We start from the raw sequence: 25,941 nt of genomic DNA on the forward strand, positions 1-25,941 counted from the left end.
GCTCATGTAGCCACTGGAGGATGTGATCCCGAAAGGGATCCAGCTTCTTGGACCGGTTGCGCAACGAAATAAGAAAGTCTTCAAACTCCTCCGGCGCCATCCCGATATATTCTTTTACGGTATTCCTCGACATGTTCAGCTTCTTCGCAATCGAGTTAATGGAGAACCCTTCTGCCTGCAGCTTACGAACTTCTACATATTTCATAAATCTGTTCACTCCAATTTCCTCACTTTCAATAAACTAGTCGCAGCCTATTAAAAGTGTCATATTTGTAGGGAAATTGGTCAATCTTATTTGTGGAAACCTGCTCTATCTTAATTGTGATAAATTGCTCTCTCTAGTTTAGCGTTTACAATATAGTTACAAAACTTAATATATTCTGAATTATCTGTTAAAAATAAAGCTTAGATGTTAAAATTTAATTAGGCTTAAGCCACCCGAGAGTTAAAGTACTACAGACTTGCTTGAATATTGCATAATGAATGAGCCACTTATGCGTAAACTTAAACCATCAATTGCGGAAGATAGAGCCAGCTTTTGCGGAGTAGAGAGCCACAAATACGTTTTCACGATAAATACCTCCGGTATACTTAAGGGGCGTGCTTAAAAGCATGACACTTGTGTAGAAGGAGTTTTTTTTATGGTTAATTATCGAAAAATTCTGGGGATGGAGTTCGATGGCATTAGCCAGAGGACAATCAGTTCCAGTACCGGACACTCGCGAAATACGATTGCTGAAGTTGTCCAACGGGCTAAAGAAAGAGGGATCAGAGAGTTGGAGGATTCCATGAATAATCAATGGCTTGGGACTTATCTAATTCCTGAGAAACAAGCGATTGAAAAGGGTTATTGTCCTGTTGATTTCGAGTGGGTTCACAAAGAACTTCAAAAGAAAAACGTCAATTTGACGCTTCTGCACAATGAATACGCAAGTGCAGCCAGAGAAGATGGAAAAGTCCCTTATGCCTATCGGACATTCGCTGAAAAATACGGAAACTTCGCAAAGAAGCATAAACTGACCATGCCCATCAGAAGAAAACCAGGCGAGATCCTAGAAGTAGACTGGGCAGGAACGACGCTTAAAATCATGGATAATACGACCGGCGAAATTATACCAGCGTATGTGTTCATCGCAACTCTTCCCTACAGCCAGTTGAGTTATGTAGAGGCATTTCTAGATATGAAATCAACTTCTTGGCTGCGCGCCCATATTCATGCATTCGAATATTTCGGCGGTGTTGCCGAGGTTTTGGTCCCTGACAACTTAAAGACGGGCGTGACGAAGCCCCTTCGGGGCGATCCAATAATTAATGAAGCTTACCGGGAATTAGCTGATTACTATCGGGCAGTTGTCGTGCCTAGTCGCGTCCGAAAGCCGAAAGATAAAGCGAGTGTAGAAGGAACTGTTGGATACATTTCAAGACAGATCATCGCGTCTTTACGAAACTACCAATGTTTTCATCTTGAGGATTTGAATGCGCGAATCTTTGAAAAGCTGGAAGAAATCAATACGATGGACTTTCAAAAGCGCGAGGGTTCTAGATTCAAAGTGTTTGAAGAAGAGGAGAAGAGCCACCTTCACCCTCTGCCCCCAACACGGTTCAAGATGACGGAATGGGCAACTGCCAAAGTCCAACCGAACTACCGTGTTCAAGTGGACTATAAGTTCTATTCCGTTCCTTATGAATACGTCCGCGAGGATGTCGATGTTCGAATCACTGCGGATGTAATTGAATTGTACTTTAAAGATGTGCGCATTGCATCCCACCCACGCAAACGGAAATCGGAAGATTCATATGCCACAAACCTGGATCACATGCCGGATCACCACCGGCGTTATCTCGATCATAACCCAGAAAATAACCGAAAATGGGCGAAGGAGATCGGACCAAATATGGAACGTCTGGTTGACCATATCCTAAAAACGAATGTCGAAAAGAAAGCGTTGAATATATTGAATGGATTGAGAAATACGGCTTCTAAAAGAACAAGCACAGAGCTTGAGGCAGCGACCAAAACGTTACTGGAGATATCCTCACATCCAACCGTTGCCGTGCTAAAAAGCATCTTAGCGAGGCAGAAGAAAAAGCAAGCGGACAAACAACTCGTGCGGGAACCGCAGACAGAGGACTATGGTTTTACCAGAGGCGCTACCTATTTTGGGAGGGATAAAAAATGATCAATCAAGAAACCTTACGAAAATTAATGGACATGAAGATGAGTGGAATGGCGGACTTATATCAACTGCAGAATGAAAATAAAGACTTCCAGGGTATGGATTTTGATGATCGTTTTAACCTATTGGTGGATACGGAATATGATCGCAGGAGGTCGAATAAACTGGACCGACTGATTAAACAGGCGACGTTTGATGACTCGAGCGCATCGGTGGAACTGATCGAGTACCACGCTGACCGTAAGTTGGATAAGCAGTTAATCTTAGAGTTGGCGTCCGGCACCTATCTTCAGAAGCATCATAACATTATCCTTATGGGTGCTTCAGGCAACGGGAAGACGTGGTTATCAAATGCCTTCGGCATTCAAGCCTGCCGGCAATTCTACAAGGTGAAATATATCCGCTTGCCCGAATTATTGGATGAACTCGCCGTTGCGAAACATGAGGCAGACGGAAGTTTTCGAAAATTGATTCAAAAATATAGATCCATTGATTTATTGATACTGGATGAATGGCTCCTGAGTGAGTTGTCGCAAGACCAAGTACTTCATGTTTTAGAAATTATCGATGCGAGACTCAAACGGACTTCTACCATCTTCTGTTCGCAGTTCTCACCCGAAGGGTGGCATTCCAAACTTGGACAAGCCCAGGTGGCGGATGCAATTCTCGACCGGATTGTCCATGATTCCTATAACATATTGATCGATGGCAAAATCTCAATGCGTGAACGCCATAGTTTAGTCGCGCCTCGTTGACCATATACCAAAAGAGAGTCACCGGTAAAATTTAGCCAGTGGCTCTCTTCTATGCATTTACTGGACACATTCTCCGCAATTGATGGCTCAAATCTCCGCACACGTGGCTTTTTCGTTCCGCAATACTCACTTGCTCAAACAACACGGAGGTGATTTTCTGACAAATAACTGATAGAGAATCACTTAGCGTATTAAAAAATGACAAAGCTGCACATAATTAGGCTCTAGAAATATCAGTGAAAGCAAGAGAATACTATTCTAAAAGTCCTGAAGAAATATAAGAATAAGATAGTCCACATCGCAGTGTCTAATTGTACTAGGATTTTCAAGTAGTAACTTGAAAGTTACTACTTGAGCTAGAAAAAAATAATCGAATGAAGATTCAGTTTTTAAAATGAATTGAAAATCAATCTAATAAATTATGAAGAGAATTATTTCCCTGCCCTAAAATAATTAAATTGAATTCTTTTCAAGGAAGACAGAAGACTGGTTAAATGAGTGATATGCAAAGTGCCAGGGAACTCCAGCGAGTTCCCGTTAATAAGATAAAATTCACTTATAAAATAAACTCTCAGAAAGGGGCAGACGACATGGATAATTGGTTTACCGACTTATAGGGCGAAGAGACCTTCAAGGACTGGATGGAGGAGCTGACCGAAAAAGGGCTGTGGGACGTGAACAAACATGGCGAGAAATACCGGATACGGGTCAGTGAACAGGAAGGGACGCTCATCATCGCTCTTTACGACCGCGAGACGGGCGAAGGGTATGACCGGATGTTTCCGGTGGGCGGATTCGACATGGAGAAGCGCGAAGTGATCGCCGAAAAGGCGCTCGCCTATGTGGAGGAAGATTTGCCGATCATGTGGAAGGAAATCATCTCTCCGCTGATCGGCGGGTACTGGGAGGACGAGGAGTGGGATGTCACCATTGTCCATAATATCGACCGCTCACGTATCAATCCTGGTTACCGTAACTATCTCAAATAAAAATAAAAAAAGCCATCCTATGCTTAACACAATTCAAGATATACAATAAAAATGCATGAAGAATCTAATCAAGCTTGCAATAAAGCGGATTCCTCATGCATTTTTATGGTAAATGACAACTTGTCATAATTAAGGTATTTACAGGGGAAATTTGAGAACCGCTGGTATAATGTGAAATACAAGGAACTCATGTTTGAGGTTAACCATAGATGTTCCAATGCATAAATCTTAAATCTCTTTCTGACTCTGCTCCTCCGTATACTTTCTGTGTTTTTCCTCCATTTCTTCATGAACTGTGAATACATATGTTTGGATGCTGAATCAGCCATACAACCCTTTTTGCCATTTCTGCATCGATAAAATTCTTCATGAAAGTCAACAAGGTCGTTCTCTAAAAGAACGGCTTTTTCAATACAGTTTTTTGATTTAAGTGCGTCTCCAGGTCTGACGAGACACTTTTTAGCATGACATCAATCATAGACTACACCAGCTTGGTCAATCGTTTTTGATTTTTAGCACGTGTATTTTTGTTCAAGAAATTCTCATAATAATTCGTGTAACCGTTTAAAGGAAAAATCTTGATGTGAGGAAGAATATTTTCATGGTAAAATAGTTTTATGAATATTCCGATTTTATCGACCAAACTCTACATTCCACAGCCACGGCCAAACAGTGTCCAGCGGCCACGCCTGATTGAACGCCTCAATGCCGGATTGGATCGCAAACTGACGCTTATCGCCGCCTCTGCCGGATTTGGCAAGACGGCGCTGATTAGCGAATGGGCAGCGGATTGCGGCCGGCGAGTCGCATGGTTGTCGCTGGATAAAGGGGATAGTGACCCTGTACGCTTCTTGTCTTACTTTGTTGCGACATTGCAGACGATTAAAGAAGACCTTGGAACCGGCGTGGTGAATCTGCTGAAGTCCCAGCAGCCACCGCCAATCGAATCGGTTCTGACGGCTCTGATCAATGACATCTCGGCCATTCCGTTCAAATTCATCCTTGTCCTTGACGATTTCCATGTGGTTGATTCCAAAGAAATAAATGAGGCTCTCAGCTTCCTGCTCGAGCACCTTCCGCCACAGATGCATTTGGCCATCGCCACACGTGAAAACCCACCGTTGCCCTTGGCGAGGATGCGTGCCCGAGGGCAGCTGAACGAGTTGCGTGCCGCCGATCTGCGCTTTACACCCGATGAAACAGCTTTGTTCCTCAAAGGGATGATGCGCTTGGACCTCACAGCTGATGAAATTACGGCACTGGAGTCCCGTACCGAAGGCTGGATAACCGGACTTCAGCTGGCAGCACTCTCGATGCAAGGGCGCAGTGACATACCTGCGTTTATCCAGGCATTCGCCGGAGACAATCGGTATATCGTGGACTATCTGGTCGAAGAGGTCCTGCAGCTGCAGCCAAACCACGTCCGGGCCTTTTTGCTTCAGACCTCAATTCTTGACCGGTTAAACGGGCCGCTTTGCGATGCCGTCACGGGCCGGCAGGATGGGACCGTTCAGTTGGAGGTGTTGGAACAGGGCAACTTTTTCGTTGTTCCGATGGATGAAACTCGCCAATGGTATCGCTATCATCACCTTTTTGCCGAAGTTCTCTATGCGTATTTGAAGGAGGAGCAGCGGGACCAGTTAGCTGATCTACATTTGAGCGCGAGCACATGGTATGAAAAACACAGCTTTTCAGCTGAAGCGATTCGCCATGCACTTGCCGCCGAAGATTTTGCGCGTGCTGCAAGCTTGATTGAGCTGGCTTGGGCAGATATGCGCAGGAATCGTCAGGAAGCGGCGATGCTCGGCTGGTTGAAAGCAATTCCCGATGAGCTTGTCCGGCATCGGCCGGTCCTTAGTGTAATTTATGCCTGGGCGTTATTGTCGGCCGGTGAGATCGCGACAGTAGAGGAGCGGTTGCAGGACGCTGAACGGTGGCTGGAAATGGCTGACGTGCATGAAACAACCGAATCTTTTTTGGAGGGCATGGTCGTCGTAGACAAAGAAGAATTTCGCGGGCTCCTAAGCTCAATTTCCCTTTACCGTGCCGCAAATGCTTTGGCGCAGGGGAACATATCCGCTGCCATGAAAAACGCCCGGCGGGTTCTCGGCCTTGTCCCCGAAACGGATCATCTCCGGCGGGGAGCGGCAGCCGGACTTTTGGGGCTTGCCTACTGGACAAGCGGGGAACTCGAGACGGCATACCATACCTATTTCGATGGCATGGCAAATTTACAGCTGGCCGGCAATCTATCAGACGTAGTCGGTGGATCGATCGCTTTGGCTGATATCCGGATTGCCCAAGGCCGGCTTCGCCAGGCGATGCACATCTACGAACGGGGTTTGCAGTTAGCGGCGGAACAGAGCGAACCTGCCATGCGGGGAACGGCAGATATGTGGGTGGGAATGAGCGAGCTTTGCCGGGAATCCAACGATTTGCCAAAAGCCTTGCAGCATTTAATGAAAAGCAAGGAACAAGGTGAGCGTACCGGGTTCCCGCAAAACCAATACCGCTCTCGCGTCGCTATAGCCCGCATAAAGGAAGCTCAAGGAGATCTCGACGCTGCGCTCAAACTTTACGCAGAAGCAGAACAGCTGTATGTCAGTGACTTTTTCCCGAACGTCCGACCCATTGCGGCGTTGAAGACAAGGGTATGGCTTAAGCAAGGACGGCTGGACGACGCTTTCGATTGGATGCGGGAGGAGGGCCTATCCGTCGACAACAGCCTTAGCTACTTGCGTGAATTTGAGCATATCACCATGATCCGAGTGCTTTTGGTCCGCTATGGAAATGGCCTTGCCGACCACCGTTCCTTTTCTGAGGCAAGAGAATTTCTGAATCGCCTCCTCAAAGCTGCAGAAGAAGGCGAAAGGATGGGGAGCGTTATTGAAATCCTGATTGTGAAGGCGCATGCCGATCAGCTGGAAAGCGGCGTCTCTGCCGGACTTGTGCCGCTGCAGCGAGCGTTGTCCCTGGCAGAACCGGAAGGATATGTCCGCGTCTTTGTGGATGAAGGGCCACCTATGGCGGCTTTGCTTGAAGCTGCCCTAAAAAAGAAGATTGCCTCGCACTATGTCCGTCGCCTGTTAACCGCTTTTGGCCAGACAAAACCTAATGTGCCTGTTAAACAGAATATAAGCGAACAGCTGAGTGAACGGGAACTTGACGTGCTGAGGCTGCTTCGAACCGACATGAGCGGTCCGGACATTGCCCAGGAGCTGAATATCTCTCTAAACACGCTGCGGACCCATACCAAGAACATTTACAGCAAACTTGAAGTAAACAGCCGCCGGGCAGCCATACGCCGGGCGGAGGAAGTCGGATTGTTTTGAAGAATATACCACCCTTCCGATCCAAGCGGATTTGAACTGCACCGGAATTGTTAGACACCAGTCTAGCAATTCCGGTGCAGTTTTTTTGTTTTTAAATTTACTCTTTTTATATGATAAATCACCACATATGGTGATGTGCTCTCACCACATGCACGTGTATCTTTGGATTAAGTAAGGAGCACACCTGCGACGCAGAGCCGCAACTCCAAGAAGAGAAAAGGAGGCGCACAATGAACGGGGAAAAAGAAGCAGACAATGGCTACGGGACGCCAGAACTTTATGAAATTCGCCTGAAAGGGCACCTGAATGACCGGTGGGCCGACTGGTTTGAGGGCTTTTCCTTCATCCGCGAAAGCGACGGAACAACCATTCTCTCCGGTGCAGTAGCGGATCAGGCAGCCTTGCATGGTTTGTTGAGGAAAGTGCGCGATCTGGGCCTTCCTTTAATCTCAGTCATTCAGATGAATCCTAAACAGGAAAGCTCGAGAGAGAACAACTGAAATTAATCGTAAAGGAGACGAACATATTATGAATACACATCACCAGCTTCCAATTTATAAAGGAAACATACAGGCTGACGTTGACCAAAAATCTGCGGTTAAGGCAAAAGGAAAATGGAATTTAACGGCTTTGGCTCTTTTCCGCGGGGCAGGGTTATCGGCTATGGCAGCAGGCTTCCTTTACGTGCTCATCCAAATGATCCACCCGCCTGAACTTCTTTCGACGGTCACGTCCGGCGCCTGGACTAACGTCCACTATTTAACTTTTGCCATGTGCCTTTTCTGGCTGCTCGGCATGGTAGGGATTTACGTAAAACAAGCGGAAAAGGCAGGTTGGCTGGGCCTTGCTGGTTTTCTTCTGTTTAGCCTCTTTCTGGTGCTCTCAGCTTCCTTCAATTTTGCCGAAGCCTTGATCATACCGCTGTTGGCGGCCGACGCCCCGAAATTTGTAGAGGGGTTCCTGGGAATTTTCAGTGGAGCCGGCAGCGAAGTCAACCTGGGAGTTCTTGCCGCAATCGGGCCGGTGGGCGGGATATTGTATTTATCCGGAGGTGTGGTGTTTGGCATCGCTACATTCCGCGCAGGCGTCCTGTCGCGCTGGGGTGCCGCCATATTCGCCTTCGGAGCTGTGGCATCCTTGGGAGCCGTGGTGCTCCCGCACGAGTTGGACAGGCTGATGGCAGTGCCAATGGGAATTGGCATCGCTTGGCTCGGCTATTCGCTCCTGAAGCAGCGGCGATAAAAAGTCTAAGAAGTTTTTTCATGATAGCGGGAACATGGATCGTTTTACGGGAATGACAAGCGGTCAACAGGACGCTTGTCTCAGCGTATTTTGCACAGAACGGCCGTAGCCGGTTCATATAGAAAGGAAGAGGAAAATGAAATCAACTGAAAGAACGGCGAAACTTATTGGCGTTTTGTTTATTCTTGCAGCAGTTTCCGCCATAGTGGGGGTTCTTTTATACAATCCCATCCTGAATGGCCCTGATTATCTGATCGAAGGCTCTAGCCACGCCAACCAGGTGCTGCTCGGCGCACTGATGGAACTGATTCTAGTGGTATCAGCCATTGGTACGGCGACTACGATGTTTCCCATTTTGCGAAAGTACAATGAAACCATCGCACTTTGGCACGTTTGCTTCCGTTTTCTAGAAGCGGTTGTCATCACCATCGGAATAGTCAGTGTGCTTGCTCTTTTGACAGTAAGCCGTGAATTTGCAGCAGCGGGAGCTCCGGATGCCGCCTCATTTCAAGCTGTCGGAACTTCCTTGATTGCCATACACGACTGGACTTTCATGCTCGGGCCGCTTTTTTTCCTCGGCATCAATACGATCATGTACAGTTACATCTTTTATAAATCAAAGCTTGTGCCGGCGGCTATCACCTACTTAGGCATGGCGGGTGCCGTACTTGTTTTCATCTGTGCCTTGCTGGTCCTGTTCGGCGTCATCCAGCAAGTATCATTAGTTGGAGGTCTGTTGGCGTTGCCGATCGCAGTTTATGAAATGACTTTAGCGGTGTGGCTCATCCTGAAAGGCTTTAATGATTCAGATGTTGTTCCCGTGGATGAAAAAACAACTGTACCTGTCTATTAGTGCCCGACTAAAAGAGGAGAGTTGCAAAATGAAAGCACTTGTCGCAACGAAATACGGGTTGCCCGAAGTTCTCCGGTTCAAAGAGGTCAAAAACCCTTCGCCTAATGACAATGAAGTGCTGATAAAAGTCTGTGCGGCATCCGTAAACTCATGGGACTGGGATCTTTTAAGAGGGAAGCCTTTATTGACCCGGTTAGGTGGTATTTTCACACCCCAATACCAAATACTTGGCGCTGACATTGCAGGGCAGGTCATCGCGGTGGGCAAAAATGTAAAGCAATTTTTGCCGGGCGATGAGGTATTTGGCGATATTTCAGGAGCCGGATGGGGCGGCTTTGCCGAGTATGTATGTGTGGGGGAAGATGCATTAGCGATGAAGTCAGCACACATGACAAACGAACAGGCAGCTGCTATTCCTCAAGCGGCAGTCCTCGCTTTGCAAGGGCTCCGCTATAAAGGAAGGATAAGCAAAGGTCAAAAAGTTTTAGTAAATGGTGCCGGCGGGGGAGTCGGTACGTTTGCGCTGCAAATCGCAAAATCATTTGGTGCGGAAGTGACCGCTGTGGACAATTCAGGGAAATTGGCTGTGCTGGGTTCGATTGGTGCAGACCATGTCATTGATTATACAAAAGAAAACTTTACTGAAAATGGCCTGCAGTATGACTTGATCTTGGACGTTGTCGCCCATCGCTCGATTTTCGACTGTAAACGCTCTTTAAAACCGAATGGCCGCTATGTCGTCATTGGCGGCACAACGGCTCGAATTATTCAGTTTGCGTTTTTGGGTCCATTGGTTTCACGAATGACGAAAAAGAAGATGGGCATCCTCATCTATCTTCCAAACCAACAGGATTTAAACGTGATAAGAGAGCTTTTCGAAAGGGGTAAAATTGTACCGGTCATCGATAAAAGCTATCCATTGTTCCAGGCTGCCGATGCTCTCAGGTATTTTGGAGAAGGGCAAGTTAAAGGGAAAGTGGTCATCACGATGGATTAAAAAGCATTGCCAATTGCGCAATGCTTTTTTAATCGTTTTTTATAGCCTCCAGCCCAATTTTAGCGAGTACAGCCTGTCCTTCTTCTGTCGGGTGAATGTCACCGGGGATGATGTAGTCTTCCTGTTTGCCATTGTAAGCCGAATAGGCATCGACCAGGTAGACATTCTCATAGCTTTCAGTAACTTCCTGGAATGTGGCGTTCACTTGGGGCAGAAGAGCTTCACCGATTTGGTGCATGGAATTGCCAGGCGGAAAAGGGGTGTAAATGTTATAAAGAAGGATTTGGGCGTCTGTCAGTGACTGGATCTCTTCAATGAGTTCACCGATTTCATCGAAGACAACGCTGTTACCAAGCTCTTGCCGCAGTATTTCTTCCACTTGTTCCGGGTCGCCTGCACTGGAAGTTTCAGCAAGCCGGAGGATCTCCAGCAAATCGTTGCTGCCAATTGTCATGGCAATCACGTCCGCGTCTTTGACCTTTTGGCGGTAGTCTTCGTCTTCGCGAAGGGCTTCTTTGACCCTTGCGGTTTGCCAGCCGGATACAGCAAGGTTATGCACTGCGAATCCAGCGTCTTCCGCGATCAAATACGGATAAGCCGACTGGCCGCTGTCTTCAAGATTGGCGCCGTAAGTGATGGAATCGCCTAAAGCGACGAGTGTTTCCTGCTCGGCGTCTTCCTGTACACAGGCGCTGAGCAGGAAAACGGCTGATAAGGCGAAAAGGGCATTCTTACCGATCCGCTTGAATTTGGCCATAGTGCCTCTCCTTTTATGTTTTTTTACAATATATCATGAACGTCAAACAGAGCGCCTTTCACGAAGCTCTTCGAGGAAACTTTCTATTTTGAGGGTGAAGGTTTTTCGCCATAAATATCCAAAGAAAATCCGGGGAAAAACAAAACGAATAAAAGAATGGCGAAATTCATCCGTGAAAGGACGAATTTCGCCATTCTTTTTTATGTTAAATAACTATCAATAACCAAGCTGCTTACTTGAAAACCCGCTCACTAATCGAGAATGCTTCCGGCTTCGCACAACTGCTTTCCATCCGATAATACGCACTATCCCGAGATGAATTCAAAAAGCCATGCATCGCTTCCAAGACATGATAAGCGAGCTGGCCGTTTGCTCGGTGCGGCTTGCCGCTCATGATGGCATGGGCCATATCTGCAACGCCGATGCCGCGGGCGTTGTCCTGGAAACTGGATACGAGGGGAATGTCGGTAAAGTCTTCATTGTCTTTTTTGCGCAGCCGCACCGGTCCGCCGAATGTATTCGGATCCGGGACAAGCAAGGTGCCTTCGCTGCCGTAGATTTCGATCGGCGGAAGCGTGGAACCGCCGAATGCATCAAAACTGGAAGTAAGGGTCCCGATGGCGCCGGATGCAAAATCGATCGTTCCGGAAATATGGGTTTCGGTTGACACGGTAATTTTTTGCCCAGCGTTCGGTTCGCTCAAGACAGTGCGTTCCGGATAACTGATGCGTGCGGCTCCGGCAATGCGGGTGATAGGGCCGAGCAGCGCAATCAACGCGGTTAAGTAATACGGGCCCATATCAAACAGCGGGCCGCCGCCTTTCTCGTAGTAGAAAGCCGGATTCGGATGCCAATGCTCATGCCCGCGGCTGATGACAAATGCCGACGCACCGATTGGAACACCGATGTCACCGTTTTGGATCAGCTGCAGAGCGGTTTGGATGCCGGCTCCAAGGAACGTATCCGGCGCGCTGCCGACGAATAAACCTTTTTCTTCTGCTTTGTCCAGCACACGTTTTGCTTCCTGCAAACTGATGGCGAGCGGTTTTTCGACGTAGACATGTTTGCCGGCTTCCAGCACTTGAAGGCAGACTTCCGCATGCACATTTGGCAGCGTTAAATTGATGACCAGGTCGATTTCCGAGTCGTCCAGCAATTCCTGTACGGTGCAGGCTTTCGGAATTCCGTATTGTGCGGCTTGTGAGCGGGCGCGTTCCAAGTCCAGATCCGCACAGGCCACAAGCGATAAATGGTTGAAGGCCGGAATATTCTCCATGTAAATGGAGCTTATGTATCCGCAGCCGATGATGCCGATCTTGAATGTGCTCATTTTGTTCCTCCCTTATTGGCTATCGCCCATCCCTGTATAGTTCCGGGCATTCCCGGAAGCGGCATAGTTTTGATTAGTTGCATTCCCATAAAGCGTTTTGCCTTCTGCTGCCCATAAAAATCCTTTTTTCATGATGAACGACACTTCCGGCATCGTTATGATATCCGCTACGTGTCCTAAAGAATTGTAAAATACGCGTCCGACTCCCCAGCGCTTCGTCCAGACAACCGGCATGTCGACGGCTTTGTTCAACACATGCGGGCCATCTGCCACGGGGAAGCGTGTAGTGGCCAGCACTTCAACGGCCGGATCGACGTGCAAGTAGTATTGTTCGCTGACGACTTTGAAATCATCCAATCCTTCCAAAATCGGACTCGAAGAATGTTTGACGTTGACCATGTATTCGACGCCGTCATTTCCAGGGTGCGCCACCCAGTTGCCGCCGGTCATGAACTGCCAGTCGACGTTCTTGCGGAATGAATCGCACATGCCGCCGTGGCTGCCGGCGAGCCCAACGCCGCTGATGACGGCTTCCGAGACATTGCGCACGTATTGCGGATCGATGTCGCCCATCGTCCAGTGCGGCACAATCAGATGAAGCGCTTTCAATTTTTCAAGGTCTGCGTAAGCGTCCAGCGTATCGGATATTTCCACGTCGAAATTTTCTTCAGCCAGCAAATCCTTGTAAATGTTTGCGACTTGTTCCGGCTCATGGCCGTCCCAACCGCCTTGGACAATCAATGCTTTTTTCTTCATAATCTATCGCTCCTAACGGTTTCAGGTTTCTTAGAGGCTTGAGACATCGATCCATTTTCTCTCCTTGATGGATTGTTCTACAGCTTCCAGCACTTGCTGGCATTTGACGCCGTCGTTGAAATTCGGGACCGGCTGACGGTCTTGCTCGATCGCGTCCAAAAATTCGACGAACGCATGCGTGAATGTATGTTCATAGCCGATTGGATGTCCGGCTGGCCACCAAATACCGGAATAGGCATGCGACGGATCGGTTGCCAGCACGCGGCGGAAGCCTTGGACATCTTCTTTATCGTTGGTGAAGTAAACTTGCAGCTCATTCATCCGTTCAAAATCAAAAATAACGCTGCCTTTGGAGCCGTTGATTTCAAATGAGTTGGTGCTGCGGTGGCCGGTCGCAAAACGGGTCGCTTCAAAACTGCCAAGTGCGCCGTTTCCAAAACGCACCAAGAACAAAGTGGCGTCGTCTACCGTGACAGGACCTGTTTCAGTCGTTTTTCCGCTCGTCGCCGATAAGCCGCCAGTTTCTTCCGGCAGCGGACGCTCTTTAATGAAGGTTTCGCTCATGCCGATCACTTCGGTGATATCGGCGATGAGGTAATGGGACATGTCTATCAGGTGCGCCCCTAAATCGCCATGGGCACCGGAACCGGCAATTTCTTTTTGCAGGCGCCAGGCAAGAGGGAAGTCCGGGTCCACCAGCCAGTCCTGCAAAAACCAGGCCCGGAAATGATAGATGTCGCCTAAGCGTCCTTCGTCGATCAATTTCTTCGCCAGCATGACAGCAGGCGCAAAGCGGTAGTTAAAGCCGACCATATGCTTGACGCCTGCATTTTCCGCCGCTTCCAGCATGTCGCGTGAATCCTGGAGTGACAGTGCCAGCGGTTTTTCGCAGTATAGGTGTTTGCCAGCCGTGGCTGCCGCAACCGCAATTTCCTTATGGGCGTTGCTCGGGGCGTTGATGTCGATCAAGTCAATATCTTCCCGGGAAACAAGCGCTTTCCAGTCCGATGTGTGTTCTGCCCAGCCGAATTGTTCCGCCGCAGCTGACACAGCTTCGGTATTTCGGCCGCAAATCACTTTCATATTTGGCTTGATGCGGTCCGGAAAAAACATCGGCAACGCGCGATACGCGTTGCTGTGCGCCTTGCCCATGAATTTATAGCCGACCATACCGATATTTAGCTTAGCCATTTCCTCATCTCCCATTCTTTGTTTAATGATTAAACAAACACATTTTTATTTTCTCGAATAGTTAATATTCTGTCAAATTTAAACGGTTTATTGATAATTAACATGCTTTTGTTTTGATATTAAAAGAGGTGTAGAAAGCGTTTCTGGCGAATTTATTCCATATAGTGTAAAGATTAAATGATTTTGGGTTTAGGGCTTCATTAACGGAAATAATGTTTTAGCTAGAATGCAGCGAATATTTATGCTTGAGAATGCAAAGTTTAAGGTATGCAGCGAACAGAAGAGCGGCAATTCGCATGCGGCCGGCAAGTGTAATTTAGAAAGTTTGTTTTCAAAAGTTAACGAAAGAAATAATGCCTTATACGTCATCGTTTATGAGAGGTGAAACGTTATGAAATTAACCGAAAAATTGGCGGAGGAATTTTTGTACTACACCGACGAAATGCAGGCTGTTTTGGACCGTGTGACGGGAGAAATCCTGTATGACGCGGATGAATCTTTGACTGGAGAACCCGGAATAGATTGGGATGATGAAACTGCCCGTAATTTGGTGCTGGTTCCGCAGATTTCATCAGCTGAAGCTTTTGAAGTGATGCAGCAATTTGCAGAAAAGCAAAAGCAGCCAAACCAAGAAGTGCTAATAAAGGCACTCGAAGGCAAAAAACCTTTTCGGCAATTTAAAGATCAAATTCTGGTGTTGAATTTGGAAGAAAGCTGGCATCGGTTTGAGCAGAAGTACGCCAGAAAGCGGATGACTGAATGGCTGGAAGCCAATGAGATTCACTTCAAGTGACGCTAATTCTTCCTCTCCATAATACTTAGGGATCTCCAAGCTGCCTTGACTATTTATCGCTCAAAAAATCATCAAGCGCTTGAATTGCCAAGTCCAAGGATTTCAGCCTTCTCTCGAGAAGCGTGTGCTGCGGACTGCCCGGTTTTGACTTGGCGCAGCTTTGTTCGATAGAAGGCAATAGGCCGTTCAGGACTTGCCTTGCTTCTGCCAGATTTCCTGATGTATAGGGATGCCGTTTTTGGTACCAAGCATTTTCCAGGATGGCTAAACCAATTTCCAAAGCGTTTAGCCGTTTCTTCAATAAGGCGGTATTCGACCCTTTCTGCGTCATTTGCGCCACGGCATTTTCGCATTTGCGGATAGTGGATTGGAAGGACTTGATCGCTTCTGATCGGGCATCGGTTGATACAGTTTCCATCGCACTGCACCTCTTTCTTTTTTCTTCCTACATAATGAGTTCAGTATACCCGATAAGCAGACAGATGGATGAATGACTTGTCGACTGAAAATCCGGACATTTTTTAAGGCTTTTTTAAAATAGAGGACTGAAAAGCTGCGGGGAGAAACGGTTGAATCTGCGCCAGTAGTTCTATGTTGAAAGCTTAAAACGGGCAGGAGGCAGCCATATAAATAAACGATTCATGATCAATAGTGTCTGCCTGTTTTTTTTCGCCGTGCTTCTGATTTCTTTGCAAACCCACAACAATGGTTTGCTCATCATCTGGGGAGTTTTTGCGTTCTTTTTTTACGTCTTTTCCGATAAGCGGATAAAAACGGTCATCGCTGTGCAGGCGGTATTTAGCGCCGGCTTTTCACTGTATTTATATACTCTTGCACACTGGATTCCGCAAATTCAATCAACCGAAATGCACGTCTTTTTAAGCCGCATGTCTTTGATTTTTGTGCTGCTTCCTTTATGGCTGCTGTCGCTCATTTTGCGCCGACCTTTACTAAACTACTGGAGAAAGCCGGCATGGAAAGAAACGATGGTCATCCCTTTTATTTGGAGCGGTTTTCATCGTGTCAGCATTGCTCATTTTCTCGCCATAGCATTAGCCGTCAACTTGGCTGTCTTTATCCCTTTCATTTACATGAACGATGGGGCTGTTTTTGCAGAGATATGGCTTTTAGCCATCATTTTTTCCGTGACAAATGCACTGCTCGAGGAGCTGATTTGGAGAGGTGTGCTTTTAAGCCGTTTTGCTGAAGGGATGGGGGAAAAATGGGCCGTCGCATTTACCAGCGTAGGATTCGGATTGCAGCATCTTTCACTCGGCTTTTCGTGGCCGATTTGCCTGGCTTTTTCAGTTGGCGGCCTGTTTTTCGGCGGCATCACGGTTCGATCCGGGAGCATCCTGCCGGCAATAGCCTGCATCTGGTTTTAAACTTGCTGATGGTGTTGAGTGGAATTGTGAAATAAGAAAGAAACTTAAAAAGGTTTCGTCTACCAGGACAGCAATCGCCAATAGAGGCAATTGCTGTCCTTTTATTTCCTCATGACAAACCGCTCATTTTTTCAATGGATCAGTTAGGCATCTGGATACTTCAAAAAGGGGGAGAAAACAGCGCTGCGCAAAAAAACGTTAAGAAAAGAACGGAAATATTTAAAAGTTATTGCTCGATTGACGTTTTGCGGACTTTGAATGACGGGGCACACTTCAAAATAAAAGGAAATGAGATTGACCAGTACCAATATTTTGAATAAAATGAAAAATGAAACGATTACAAGGGGGAAGCAAAAACCGATGAAAAAGAAATTGGCAGCAGGAACATTTGCATTCGCATTAGGGGCAGCATCACTTTTAGGCAGCGCAGTCAGCGCTGAAGAAACCGCTGCATCAAAAGAAGATTATATTGTCGTCTTCAAAAACCAGAACAGTTTGCCAACCGGCTATGAAAATGTACTGGCAAATGCTGGCGGAAAAGTGAAAACCAAATTGGCGAAGCTTGGGGCGGTGGAAGTGTCTTCTTCCAATCCGAACTTTTTAGCTGAAGTGCAAAAATCATCCGCAGTTCTGGATGCAGATCCGGAACGCGTTATTTATCCGGAAGCGCCTGCAGTAGCTGAAGCGGCCGCAACGGAAGCGATTGGCGACAGCGCCGATCTTTACAATGCGTACCAATGGGACATCAAGCAAGTGACGCAAAACGGCGCTTCGTGGGACTTGCCGGGCGGAACCGGGAAATCAGTCGATGGCAACGATATCGTCGTGGCAGTCATTGATACCGGCATTGATTACAACCACCCGGACTTAAAAGACAACTATGCCTACGGAAAATCATTCGTACCGGGCTATCCGGATGCGATGGATGAAAACAGCCACGGAACGCACGTAGCAGGAGCCATTGCAGCAAACGGCCGGACTATGGGTGTTGGGCCCGACTTGAAAGTGGCAGCTTACCGCGTCTTCGGGCCGACTGGCGGAGCATCGACAGCGAGCATTGCTGAAGCTTTAAGAACTGCGGCAGATGACAATGTTGATGTCGTCAACATGTCGCTTGGCGGCTATGACTGGCTGCAGGATCCGGAACAAAAAACAAGTGATGTTGCAGCGGACATGCGCCTGTTCAACCGCGCCATCCAGTACGCGATCCAGCAAGGCGTGACAGTTGTCGGCTCTTCTGGCAACAACAGCCTCGATATCACAAGCCCGGGCAAAATGTCCGGTGACGACGGCGGTGCGACGCACAGAAGCCCGAGCAGCCAAACGATGATCCGCGTTTCAGCAGGCGGAGCGGCTAAGAACTTGGCATATTACTCGAACTACGGCGTCGGCAAAATTGACGTAATGGCCCCGGGCGGCGACTTGGGCCCGAACTACGATCCGGTAACAAAGACAGGGCGCGACAATTCCTACTTGTCTTATGCGACCATTCCGGGCGGCAAATACGGCTATAAAGCCGGCACGTCAATGGCTGCACCAAAAGTGGCTGGGCTTGCAGGCGTCATCATTGCAAAGCACGGCAAAGACAAATTGAAGCCGGCACAAGTCAAGCACATCATCCAGTCTTCATCTGAAGATGTTTTCAAAACAGGTTATGACAAATATTCTGGCTTCGGATTGATCGATGCGGTAGACGCACTGGATTGATTTGGAAACAGCCTACATGAAAAACAGCCATCTCCGGAATCAATCGGTTTCGGAGATGGCTGTTTTATTTTTTTGTAAAATAATATTTTTTAAAGCTAAACAAAACGCTAAATGATGGGAAAATTACAAAAACTATAGCAAATTTGCTGGCTTTGCCCTATCATTAATCTTAATGAATGCTCTTCTATCAGCTGAGCATTTTTCTTATTGACTTTTGAATACGGGGAGAGGGTAAATTGAGCCGAAAAGAAATCGTTTATGTCGTATCAGATTCCATCGGCGAAACAGCCGAACGGGTGGTTAAAGCAGTAGCCGCCCAATTCCTCGAGGATGAAATTGGCATCCACCATACGTCGCATGTCAGTGATGAAGCGGATATTGACGAAATCATTGCAAAAGCCAAAAAAGATTCTTCCATCATCGTGTATACGATTGTCGTCGATGAACTGAGGGATTATCTGAACAAACGGGCCGAAGAAGAAAATGTTTCTGCGGTTGATTTATTGGCGCCTTTGATGCAGGCTTTTGTCGAAAAGTTCAATCGGGAGCCCGCCCATAAGCCAGGGCTCACGCATGTCTTGGATGAAAGGTATTTCCAAAAAGTGGACGCCATTGAGTTTGCGGTGAAGTATGATGATGCGCGGGATCTGGAAGGCATCAAAAAAGCGGATATCGTGTTGATCGGCGTCTCCCGGACGTCCAAAACGCCGCTTTCGATGTATTTGGCATATAAAGGCTATAAAGTCGCCAATATTCCGTTGGTTCCGGAAGTGCCTGTACCGGTTGAACTGTTTGAGGTACCGAAAGGCAGGTGCATCGGCCTGGTCATTACACCGGACAACTTAAATGCGATCCGCAAAGAGCGGCTGAAAAAAATGGGCCTGCAGCCGAATGCATCTTATGCCCAGTTTGACCGGATCCTGCAGGAACTGGATTACGCTGAAAAAATCATGAAGCGCGTCGGCTGTCCGGTCATTAATGTGTCAAACAAGGCGATTGAAGAAACGGCGAACGACGTAATTGATATTCTGAATCTCTAAACACATTGATCATTTTGAGGAGGCATTTGGATGGTTAAAATGGTATACATGTTTGATGAAGGAAACAGTGAGATGAAAGAGATCCTGGGCGGCAAAGGGGCAAATTTAGCCGAAATGACGAATATCGGTTTGCCGGTACCGCCCGGATTCACGATTTCTGCACAAGCCTGCAACGATTACTACGAATCCGGAAAGCGCATACAAGATGAAGTGAAAACCGAAATCCTGGAGTCGTTAAACCGCTTGGAAGAAACGACCGGGAAGAAATTAGGCGGGACAGACAATCCTTTGCTGGTGTCGGTGCGCTCCGGTTCGGTTTTTTCAATGCCCGGAATGATGGATACCGTTTTAAACTTGGGAATGAACGATGAAACAGTGGAAGCGGTAGCCAGGCTGACCGGCAATCCGCGTTTCGCCTATGACTCCTACCGGCGTTTTATCCAGATGTTTTCAAATGTCGTGCTGGAAATTGACGTGTTTTATTTTGAACAGTATTTGGAGAAATTCAGAGAAGCGAAAGGCTACCAAAACGATCCTGAGCTGGAAGCAGATGATTGGAAGGAAGTCATTGCGGAATATAAAAAGATTGTCAAAAAGCATAAAAAAGAAGAATTTCCACAAGATCCGATGCAGCAGCTGTTCCTGGCGATTAATGCCGTTTTCGACTCCTGGAACAACCAGCGGGCAATCGTCTACCGCCAGCTGAATAAAATCCCCGGCCATTACGGCACAGCGGTGAATATCCAAAGCATGGTGTTCGGCAATATGGGCAATGATTCCGGGACGGGCGTCGCTTTCACGCGCAATCCATCGACCGGTGAAGCTTTATTGTACGGCGAATACCTCATCAATGCCCAAGGGGAAGATGTCGTGGCCGGCATCCGGACCCCGAATCCGATCGATACGTTAAAACAGGATATGCCGGAAGTGTTTGAACAGTTCACGGAAGTATGCCGGCAGCTGGAGCGCCATTACCGCGATATGCAGGACATTGAATTTACCGTCGAACACGGCAAATTGTTCATTCTGCAGACGCGGAACGGCAAACGGACGGCCCAGGCCGCGCTGCGTACTGCAGTCGAAATGGTGGAAGAAGGCGTCCTGACAAAACAGGAGGCGATCGGCCGGGTGGAGCCTGAACAGCTCAACCAATTGCTTCACCGCCGCATTGACGACCGCTACCAGAAAGATGTGCTGGCGAAGGGCTTGCCGGCTTCCCCGGGAGCGGCTACGGGACGGGTCGTATTCGATCCGGACGAAGCCGAGCATTTGAGCAAAGAAGGCATAAACGTGATCTTGGTCCGCACGGAAACGACTCCGGACGATATCCATGGCATTATCGCGGCACAAGGCGTTGTCACGAGCCGCGGCGGCATGACGAGCCATGCGGCCGTAGTGGCAAGAGGCATGGGCAAATCATGCATATGCGGCTGTGAAGCTTTACGGATCGATATGCAGCGAAAACAATTCCAAGTGGGCGAAACGGTCATCAAACAGCTCGATATCATTACGATAGACGGTGGAACCGGTGAAATTTTCGCGGGAGAGATCCCAATGATTGCGCCGGAGCTGTCAAAGGAATTTGAACTGTTGCTGTCATGGGCGGATCAGGAACGAAGCCTCGATGTACGGGCGAATGCCGACAATCCGGAAGACGCCAGAAAAGCAGTGGAATTCGGAGCGGAAGGTATTGGGCTGTGCCGGACCGAGCATATGTTTATGGAATCGAAACGGTCCCCGATTGTTCAGCAAATGATCCTGGCGGAAACGGAAGAAGAAAGAATACTGGCACTCGACCGGCTATTGCCGATGCAGGAAAGTGATTTTGAAGGAATCTTTGAAGCGATGCAGGGGCTTCCAGTGACCATCCGGCTGCTTGACCCGCCGCTTCATGAATTTTTGCCGGACAAAGAACAGTTAGCCGTAGAAGTGGCTGAAATGCAAGTGACGGATTCCCATTCTCCGGGACTGGCTGCAAAAGAAAAACTGTTGAAACGCGTCCGCCAATTGCATGAATCGAACCCGATGCTGGGCCACCGTGGATGCCGCCTCGGAATTATCCATCCGGAAATCTATGAAATGCAGGTGACCGCTATTTTCAATTCAGCGGCTAAACTGCAAAGCAAAGGGATTACAGTAAAACCCGAAATCATGATTCCGCTTGTAGGCCATGTCAATGAACTGAAAATCCTGCGTGAGCTGGTCAATGAAACCGCGGTTAAAGTCCAGGAGAAAACGGGTGAACAAATTGAATACTCGGTCGGCACCATGATCGAAGTGCCGCGTGCCGCACTTACAGCCGATGAAATTGCCACCGAAGCCGACTTCTTTTCATTTGGCACAAATGATTTAACGCAGACGACGTTCGGCTACAGCCGCGACGATGCGGAAGGCAAGTTCCTGAAAGATTATGTGGACAGAAAGATCCTTCCGGACAATCCATTTGCTGTGCTCGACCGGGAAGGTGTGGGCGTACTGGTGAAAACGGGCATCAAATTAGGAAAGCAGACCCGTCCGGACCTTAAAACGGGAATCTGCGGAGAACATGGCGGTGAAAAGAGTTCGATTGAATTCTGCTGCCAGCAAGGCATGGATTACGTCAGCTGTTCGCCGTACCGTGTTCCATTGGCGCGTTTAGCTGCCGCTCAAGCTGCCATCAAACATGGGTTGAAACGGGCTGAAGTGACGCAGAAATGAAGGGTTTAGAAGTAGTTTCAGAAAAATAACCAAGTGTGGCAAGTGGCCTTTCCAAGGAGCAACATCCTTTGGGAAGGCCTCTTTTCTTGATCCATTGCCAAGCCGTTCAAGTTTAAAGCAGGAGGCAGGGGATACTGCTGTAAACTTGAGTAAATGTAAATATCATAAAGCCATTTGAATGATTCACTTTAAAATAAATCAAAGCCGCATCCTTCACAAAGAGGATGCGGCTTTTTATGGTTATTCATTCGAATGATCCACTCAAATGCAGAAAGAAATTATGAATAAAAAAAATCATTCAACCACCACACATGTATACATGGTATGGTTAAAGAGTATACATAAACGGATGAATAAACGTTATTCGGAAAGGGTGTTTTCATGGTTTCAACGACAGAAATCGCAAAATATGCGGGAGTTTCCCAAACCACCGTGTCAAGAGTGCTGAATAAACCCGATCAAGTCAAAAAGGAAACTTACGACAAAGTCATGGCCGCCATCACTGAATGGGGCTATTCGGCTGAACCGAAAGAAAAAATAGAAGAACTGAAAGCGGCCAAAACCATCAGAATTTTAGCATCCGCAAATGACCCGATCATCTACCAGGGCGCGATGCAGGAAATTGTGAATAGTGCTGCAGAACAAGGGATGCTCGTGAATATTCATGTGTTCGCTGCAGGAGACAAAGAAGCGTTATACAATGAATTAGCAGCCCAAGGAACCGCTGGCGTCATCGTTTCTTCCATGTCGATCGAGGAAGGGCTTGCTGAAAAATTGACACAGTCCGGTATTCCATTCGTTCTATTGAATGAAGGCTATTCGGAAAACGGCTATTCGGTTTCTTTGGATTATGCAGAAGCCGGTTATTTGGCGGCTAGTCATTTCATTGACAGCGGCCATCAAGAGATCGCCTGGGTCGGCGGACTGCTCGACTCCGAAATGAATAGGGACGGCCTTCTCGGTTTTGTCCATGCCTTGCAGGCAAATAACCATAAAATCCGTAAAAAGCGCTTAGTAGTTACGGAACCGGACAAAGTATCGCTTTATGCCGCTTTTGAAAGTTTGATGGTGCTTAAGAAAAAGCCGACTGCGATTGTAGCAGCATCCGACAGTCTGGCCATTCAATTGGTGGAGTTTTTGCAGATTGCCGGGCTGGATGTTCCAAAGGATATCAGCATTATCGGAATCGGCAATTCCGCAGAAGCGAGCCATCCGTTCAACGAACTTAGTTCAGTTGGCATCTCAGCTGAAAGCAAGGAGCTGGGACAGGATGCCATATCACTGATTTTTGAAAGCATGAGCGGCAAAGATACAGAGATTCGGCATATAAAGAAAAATGTGGCATTAGTTGAACGGCAAACAACGAAGCCGCTGCCTGTGAAAAAGTAATTCTAATTATAAAAGCAAAGCTGCACCGGTTTTTACACCGCTGCAGCTTTTTTGGCGTCCATTATTTGTAGTAATTGACTAAAGCATCTGCTAAATCATAATCCAGTTGCTTCGTAAGTTGACCCCATAAAGCTTCAGGAAGAGTGATTTCTGCAGCTGAACAGCATTGAACAAACTTGTCTTTCACGGCATTTGGATCGGTATCCGGGCTGAGGCTATAGACGGAATGAAATTCTTCCGATTTTGTGAATATGCGGATATCGCCCGGAGGCAAACCAGGAAAGTTGGCTTGGGCCGGTTTTATTTCAATCAAGCTTGAAAGCTGTAAAACGTTGGAATCGTCCAATGCTTTTTCCGTTAAATTGTTTAAATCCACTCGGCCGTGGACGAGTGCAAATGCCACCATGAAGGGAATGCTGAATTTGGCATCCTGTAAGGTGCGGGGGCGGCAACGCTCTGCCAAAGGACGGCAAAGCATCGCGGCAGTTTCGTTGGCGCCGATGACAATTCTGCTGATTTCTTGTGCTTCTGTTTTGCCGCGAAGCAGCAATGCTGCTTGGATAAAAGGATGCGAATAACGGCAGCTGGGAAAAAGTTTAATCGAAGTGTCAGCAAACACCCATATTTCTGTATCCAGCAGGATACTTTGCTGGGACTTTGCAAGATTTTGCCCGAAATAGATCCGAAAAAATCCAGTCGGTCCATCCATACTGCTGGAAGGAGCCGTGACGCCTTGGCTTGCCAATAATGCCGCCTGAACACCGCCCATCGAAGCGAACGCCGGATAGATGGAACGCGCCTGTGACCCTGTTCCAACGCCTGCTTCTTTCCCGCCGGCAGCTTGCATATAGGCAAGCCCGATGGCATGTCGAAGCTCCTCGTCAGTCAACCCAAGCACCAGTCCGGCAGTAATCGCTGCCCCAAAATAACCAAACAGCTGGCTCAAGAACCAATTTGCATCCGCTCCGACGCCCTTGGGTTCAATCGCTTTGCCCATCCGGCAAAGAAGTTCATTTCCAAGCGCTACGGCTGTCACCAAATCGATGGCTGGTGGTTTGCCTGCATCGGCGGCAGCTAAAGCCGCCGCTAAAGAAATGGGTGTCGGATGAATTCTGGCCAAATCATTGATGTCGTCAAAATCCAAGGCATGCGCCAGAGCGGTATTGCAAAAAGCCGCATGGCCAGGCGGCAACCGCATAGGGCTGCCGATGACTTTTCCGGTGCCGCTTGCGCCCATCGCCATCGCCAGCATGGATTGATGAGCGGTAGGTGCACGTTTTTGAGCAGCTAAAGAAATGGCAACGGTATCTTTTATATGCAGTTTTGTCTTCTCGGCAATCTTTTCAGGCAGCCCTTGCTTTTGGCGAATGCGGATCGCCTGGATCCATTCCGTGCTTAACGTCAATTCCACCACTTCCTTTTCCAAATAATAGTTCCATACTATCCTTCCAAAAAATTTCTCACAATCATTTTTTTCATAAGAAAATCAAAATCGAGTCAAATCAGTAAAGAAAACAGCAGCCTTTTTAGCTTGCCGAGTTCCTAATGGAGGGCATTGACAAAAGAAACAATTGCCCCTTATAGTTCGACTACAATGTCTGAAAATTTTATTTTTTATCGAGACTAAAATATTAGCTTTGAAAATGGAGGAATCGAAATGAAAGAAGAACAGGCGTATAAAACCATCAAAAATATGATTGTCCAAGGAAAGTTCTCGATGCAGGAATCGATCAGCATCAACGGGCTGGCAGAAGAAATGAACATGAGCCGGACGCCGGTCCACAAGGCATTGGCGCAATTGGAAAGGGAAGGCTATATCACAATTACACCGCAAGTCGGCGTTTTTGTCCGCCGCCCGGAGCCGAAAGAAATCCAGGATCGGCTGCAGCTCTGTGTCGCGATTGACGTTTTTCTGGCCGAGCAGGCATCCCGGTCCATCACCGAATTGCAGTTGGAGGAATTGAAGAAAGTGCTCGAAGCGATGGAGTTTCCGGGGGTGGCCGCTGACGACTACGAAGCGCTGAACGTGCAATTCCATACGATCATCTGCAAAGCAGCCGATAACGATTTTGCGTTCCGGACGAACAAAATCAATTGGGATTACTTGAATTACGTCAACATCTCCGATGAATTGTTTCAAGGCGGAAACCGGGAGCAATCGCAAGCGGAACACCGGATGATTTACTACGCTTTAAAAGACCGCGATACCAAGCTGACCGAGCTGCTGGTGCGGAAGCATTTATTGCGAGTTGCGCAATTTATTACCGAAAAATACAAGCTTGTGAATGCGTAAATACGAAAAAGGCGTCCGTTTTCCGTAAGTTTTATACAGAAAACGAAAAGGAATGTAACAACTATTTATTGAGTTTTCAAAATAGATTGAAAACTACGGATCTTGCGCATAGAATCAAAATCAAGAACCAAAGCAAGCTGATAGGAAAAGCAGGAAGGAGGACCAGAAGCATAAACGAAATATCTTCATTTTTGAAATGTAAGCGTTTTAATTCTGGGAGCTGAAACGAAATGTTCGGCTGACACCACCAGCTAAATG

Annotated in this window: 21 protein-coding genes and 1 pseudogene; 15 read left to right on the plus strand and 7 right to left on the minus strand. The window is 47.6% G+C overall.

All coding sequences use genetic code 11. The annotated features are described in order from the left end of the window. Window positions 1-205: pseudogene (locus BLQ32_RS10785) on the minus strand (helix-turn-helix domain-containing protein); the annotation flags it as partial. 436 nt (window positions 206-641) lie between these two features. On the opposite strand from BLQ32_RS10785, the gene istA reads away from it, so the two are divergent. From istA to BLQ32_RS10825, 8 genes are all read left to right on the plus strand, one after another. Then, on the plus strand, window positions 642-2,180 hold the full coding sequence (gene istA / locus BLQ32_RS10790; RefSeq protein ID WP_074510313.1) for an IS21 family transposase: 1,539 nt from the start codon (window positions 642-644) through the stop codon (window positions 2,178-2,180). Then, window positions 2,177-2,932, plus strand: coding sequence for an IS21-like element helper ATPase IstB (gene istB, locus BLQ32_RS10795; RefSeq protein WP_074510314.1), 756 nt, complete (start codon window positions 2,177-2,179; stop codon window positions 2,930-2,932). The genes istA and istB overlap by 4 nt, the downstream gene beginning before the upstream one ends. Window positions 2,933-3,573: 641 nt before the next feature. Continuing rightward, entirely contained in the window at window positions 3,574-3,921 is a 348-nt protein-coding gene (locus BLQ32_RS10800) for a hypothetical protein (protein ID WP_074510315.1), read from the plus strand. A gap of 617 nt (window positions 3,922-4,538) precedes the next feature. After that, window positions 4,539-7,253: a winged helix-turn-helix domain-containing protein gene (locus tag BLQ32_RS10805; RefSeq protein ID WP_074510316.1), complete on the plus strand. Its 2,715-nt coding sequence runs from the start codon at window positions 4,539-4,541 to the stop codon at window positions 7,251-7,253. 230 nt (window positions 7,254-7,483) lie between these two features. Beyond that, the gene (locus BLQ32_RS10810; protein ID WP_074510317.1) at window positions 7,484-7,753 is read left to right on the plus strand and encodes a hypothetical protein; all 270 of its coding nucleotides are present in this window, start codon (window positions 7,484-7,486) and stop codon (window positions 7,751-7,753) included. Between the two features lie 28 nt (window positions 7,754-7,781). After that, complete coding sequence (locus BLQ32_RS10815) at window positions 7,782-8,495, plus strand: hypothetical protein (protein ID WP_244890344.1); 714 nt, start codon at window positions 7,782-7,784, stop codon at window positions 8,493-8,495. Between the two features lie 136 nt (window positions 8,496-8,631). Further along, complete coding sequence (locus BLQ32_RS10820; protein WP_074510318.1) at window positions 8,632-9,348, plus strand: DUF4386 domain-containing protein; 717 nt, start codon at window positions 8,632-8,634, stop codon at window positions 9,346-9,348. A gap of 28 nt (window positions 9,349-9,376) precedes the next feature. After that, a complete protein-coding gene (locus BLQ32_RS10825) occupies window positions 9,377-10,345 on the plus strand; it encodes an NAD(P)-dependent alcohol dehydrogenase (protein WP_175557105.1) in 969 nt (322 codons plus the stop codon). Window positions 10,346-10,373: 28 nt separating this feature from the next. Here the strand turns inward: BLQ32_RS10825 and BLQ32_RS10830 are convergent, their stop codons facing one another. The 4 genes from BLQ32_RS10830 to BLQ32_RS10845 all read right to left on the minus strand — a co-directional run bounded on the left by BLQ32_RS10830 (window position 10,374) and on the right by BLQ32_RS10845 (window position 14,379). Beyond that, window positions 10,374-11,102: an SGNH/GDSL hydrolase family protein gene (locus BLQ32_RS10830; protein WP_083335307.1), complete on the minus strand. Its 729-nt coding sequence runs from the start codon at window positions 11,100-11,102 to the stop codon at window positions 10,374-10,376. Window positions 11,103-11,334: 232 nt separating this feature from the next. Then, entirely contained in the window at window positions 11,335-12,432 is a 1,098-nt protein-coding gene (locus BLQ32_RS10835) for a Gfo/Idh/MocA family protein (protein ID WP_074510319.1), read from the minus strand. Between the two features lie 12 nt (window positions 12,433-12,444). After that, window positions 12,445-13,188: a ThuA domain-containing protein gene (locus BLQ32_RS10840; RefSeq protein ID WP_074510320.1), complete on the minus strand. Its 744-nt coding sequence runs from the start codon at window positions 13,186-13,188 to the stop codon at window positions 12,445-12,447. Window positions 13,189-13,218: 30 nt separating this feature from the next. Beyond that, complete coding sequence (locus BLQ32_RS10845) at window positions 13,219-14,379, minus strand: Gfo/Idh/MocA family protein (RefSeq protein WP_074510321.1); 1,161 nt, start codon at window positions 14,377-14,379, stop codon at window positions 13,219-13,221. A 391-nt stretch (window positions 14,380-14,770) separates the two neighbouring features. Between BLQ32_RS10845 and BLQ32_RS10850 the strand changes: the two genes are divergently transcribed. Continuing rightward, window positions 14,771-15,172: a UPF0158 family protein gene (locus BLQ32_RS10850; protein ID WP_074510322.1), complete on the plus strand. Its 402-nt coding sequence runs from the start codon at window positions 14,771-14,773 to the stop codon at window positions 15,170-15,172. A 49-nt stretch (window positions 15,173-15,221) separates the two neighbouring features. On the opposite strand, the gene BLQ32_RS10855 is transcribed toward BLQ32_RS10850, so the two are convergent. Further along, on the minus strand, window positions 15,222-15,590 hold the full coding sequence (locus BLQ32_RS10855; protein ID WP_074510323.1) for a hypothetical protein: 369 nt from the start codon (window positions 15,588-15,590) through the stop codon (window positions 15,222-15,224). A 223-nt stretch (window positions 15,591-15,813) separates the two neighbouring features. Here BLQ32_RS10855 and BLQ32_RS10860 point away from each other — a divergent pair, with 223 nt between their 5' ends. The 5 genes from BLQ32_RS10860 to BLQ32_RS10880 all read left to right on the plus strand — a co-directional run bounded on the left by BLQ32_RS10860 (window position 15,814) and on the right by BLQ32_RS10880 (window position 23,390). After that, complete coding sequence (locus tag BLQ32_RS10860) at window positions 15,814-16,557, plus strand: CPBP family intramembrane glutamic endopeptidase (RefSeq protein WP_074510324.1); 744 nt, start codon at window positions 15,814-15,816, stop codon at window positions 16,555-16,557. A 360-nt stretch (window positions 16,558-16,917) separates the two neighbouring features. After that, a complete protein-coding gene (locus tag BLQ32_RS10865; RefSeq protein ID WP_074510431.1) occupies window positions 16,918-18,264 on the plus strand; it encodes a S8 family serine peptidase in 1,347 nt (448 codons plus the stop codon). Window positions 18,265-18,500: 236 nt separating this feature from the next. Continuing rightward, window positions 18,501-19,304, plus strand: a complete 804-nt coding sequence (locus BLQ32_RS10870) for a pyruvate, water dikinase regulatory protein (protein WP_036803509.1) — start codon at window positions 18,501-18,503, stop codon at window positions 19,302-19,304. Between the two features lie 30 nt (window positions 19,305-19,334). Continuing rightward, window positions 19,335-22,001, plus strand: coding sequence for a pyruvate, phosphate dikinase (ppdK, locus tag BLQ32_RS10875; RefSeq protein WP_074510325.1), 2,667 nt, complete (start codon window positions 19,335-19,337; stop codon window positions 21,999-22,001). A gap of 381 nt (window positions 22,002-22,382) precedes the next feature. Further along, a complete protein-coding gene (locus BLQ32_RS10880; protein ID WP_074510326.1) occupies window positions 22,383-23,390 on the plus strand; it encodes a LacI family DNA-binding transcriptional regulator in 1,008 nt (335 codons plus the stop codon). Window positions 23,391-23,451: 61 nt separating this feature from the next. Here BLQ32_RS10880 and BLQ32_RS10885 read toward each other — a convergent pair whose 3' ends face one another. After that, window positions 23,452-24,795 carry an MmgE/PrpD family protein gene (locus BLQ32_RS10885; RefSeq protein ID WP_175557106.1) on the minus strand — a complete coding sequence of 448 codons (1,344 nt, stop codon included), beginning with the start codon at window positions 24,793-24,795 and terminating at the stop codon, window positions 23,452-23,454. 252 nt (window positions 24,796-25,047) lie between these two features. Here BLQ32_RS10885 and BLQ32_RS10890 point away from each other — a divergent pair, with 252 nt between their 5' ends. Beyond that, window positions 25,048-25,683, plus strand: a complete 636-nt coding sequence (locus BLQ32_RS10890; RefSeq protein ID WP_074510328.1) for a GntR family transcriptional regulator — start codon at window positions 25,048-25,050, stop codon at window positions 25,681-25,683. The last annotated feature ends 258 nt before the right edge of the window (window positions 25,684-25,941 follow it).

This window comes from Planococcus glaciei (assembly GCF_900099655.1).
Taxonomy (GTDB): domain Bacteria; phylum Bacillota; class Bacilli; order Bacillales_A; family Planococcaceae; genus Planococcus; species Planococcus glaciei.

Bases quoted from the DNA above. Each gene is read 5' to 3' on its own strand.
- istA (WP_074510313.1), top strand. From the start codon at position 642: ATGGTTAATTATCGAAAAATTCTGGGGATGGAGTTCGATGGCATTAGC.
- istB (WP_074510314.1), top strand. From the start codon at position 2,177: ATGATCAATCAAGAAACCTTACGAAAATTAATGGACATGAAGATGAGT.
- BLQ32_RS10800 (WP_074510315.1), top strand. From the start codon at position 3,574: ATGGAGGAGCTGACCGAAAAAGGGCTGTGGGACGTGAACAAACATGGC.
- BLQ32_RS10805 (WP_074510316.1), top strand. From the start codon at position 4,539: ATGAATATTCCGATTTTATCGACCAAACTCTACATTCCACAGCCACGG.
- BLQ32_RS10810 (WP_074510317.1), top strand. From the start codon at position 7,484: ATGAACGGGGAAAAAGAAGCAGACAATGGCTACGGGACGCCAGAACTT.
- BLQ32_RS10815 (WP_244890344.1), top strand. From the start codon at position 7,782: ATGAATACACATCACCAGCTTCCAATTTATAAAGGAAACATACAGGCT.
- BLQ32_RS10820 (WP_074510318.1), top strand. From the start codon at position 8,632: ATGAAATCAACTGAAAGAACGGCGAAACTTATTGGCGTTTTGTTTATT.
- BLQ32_RS10825 (WP_175557105.1), top strand. From the start codon at position 9,377: ATGAAAGCACTTGTCGCAACGAAATACGGGTTGCCCGAAGTTCTCCGG.
- BLQ32_RS10830 (WP_083335307.1), bottom strand. From the start codon at position 11,102: ATGGCCAAATTCAAGCGGATCGGTAAGAATGCCCTTTTCGCCTTATCA.
- BLQ32_RS10835 (WP_074510319.1), bottom strand. From the start codon at position 12,432: ATGAGCACATTCAAGATCGGCATCATCGGCTGCGGATACATAAGCTCC.
- BLQ32_RS10840 (WP_074510320.1), bottom strand. From the start codon at position 13,188: ATGAAGAAAAAAGCATTGATTGTCCAAGGCGGTTGGGACGGCCATGAG.
- BLQ32_RS10845 (WP_074510321.1), bottom strand. From the start codon at position 14,379: ATGGCTAAGCTAAATATCGGTATGGTCGGCTATAAATTCATGGGCAAG.
- BLQ32_RS10850 (WP_074510322.1), top strand. From the start codon at position 14,771: ATGAAATTAACCGAAAAATTGGCGGAGGAATTTTTGTACTACACCGAC.
- BLQ32_RS10855 (WP_074510323.1), bottom strand. From the start codon at position 15,590: ATGGAAACTGTATCAACCGATGCCCGATCAGAAGCGATCAAGTCCTTC.
- BLQ32_RS10860 (WP_074510324.1), top strand. From the start codon at position 15,814: ATGATCAATAGTGTCTGCCTGTTTTTTTTCGCCGTGCTTCTGATTTCT.
- BLQ32_RS10865 (WP_074510431.1), top strand. From the start codon at position 16,918: ATGAAAAAGAAATTGGCAGCAGGAACATTTGCATTCGCATTAGGGGCA.
- ppdK (WP_074510325.1), top strand. From the start codon at position 19,335: ATGGTTAAAATGGTATACATGTTTGATGAAGGAAACAGTGAGATGAAA.
- BLQ32_RS10880 (WP_074510326.1), top strand. From the start codon at position 22,383: ATGGTTTCAACGACAGAAATCGCAAAATATGCGGGAGTTTCCCAAACC.
- BLQ32_RS10890 (WP_074510328.1), top strand. From the start codon at position 25,048: ATGAAAGAAGAACAGGCGTATAAAACCATCAAAAATATGATTGTCCAA.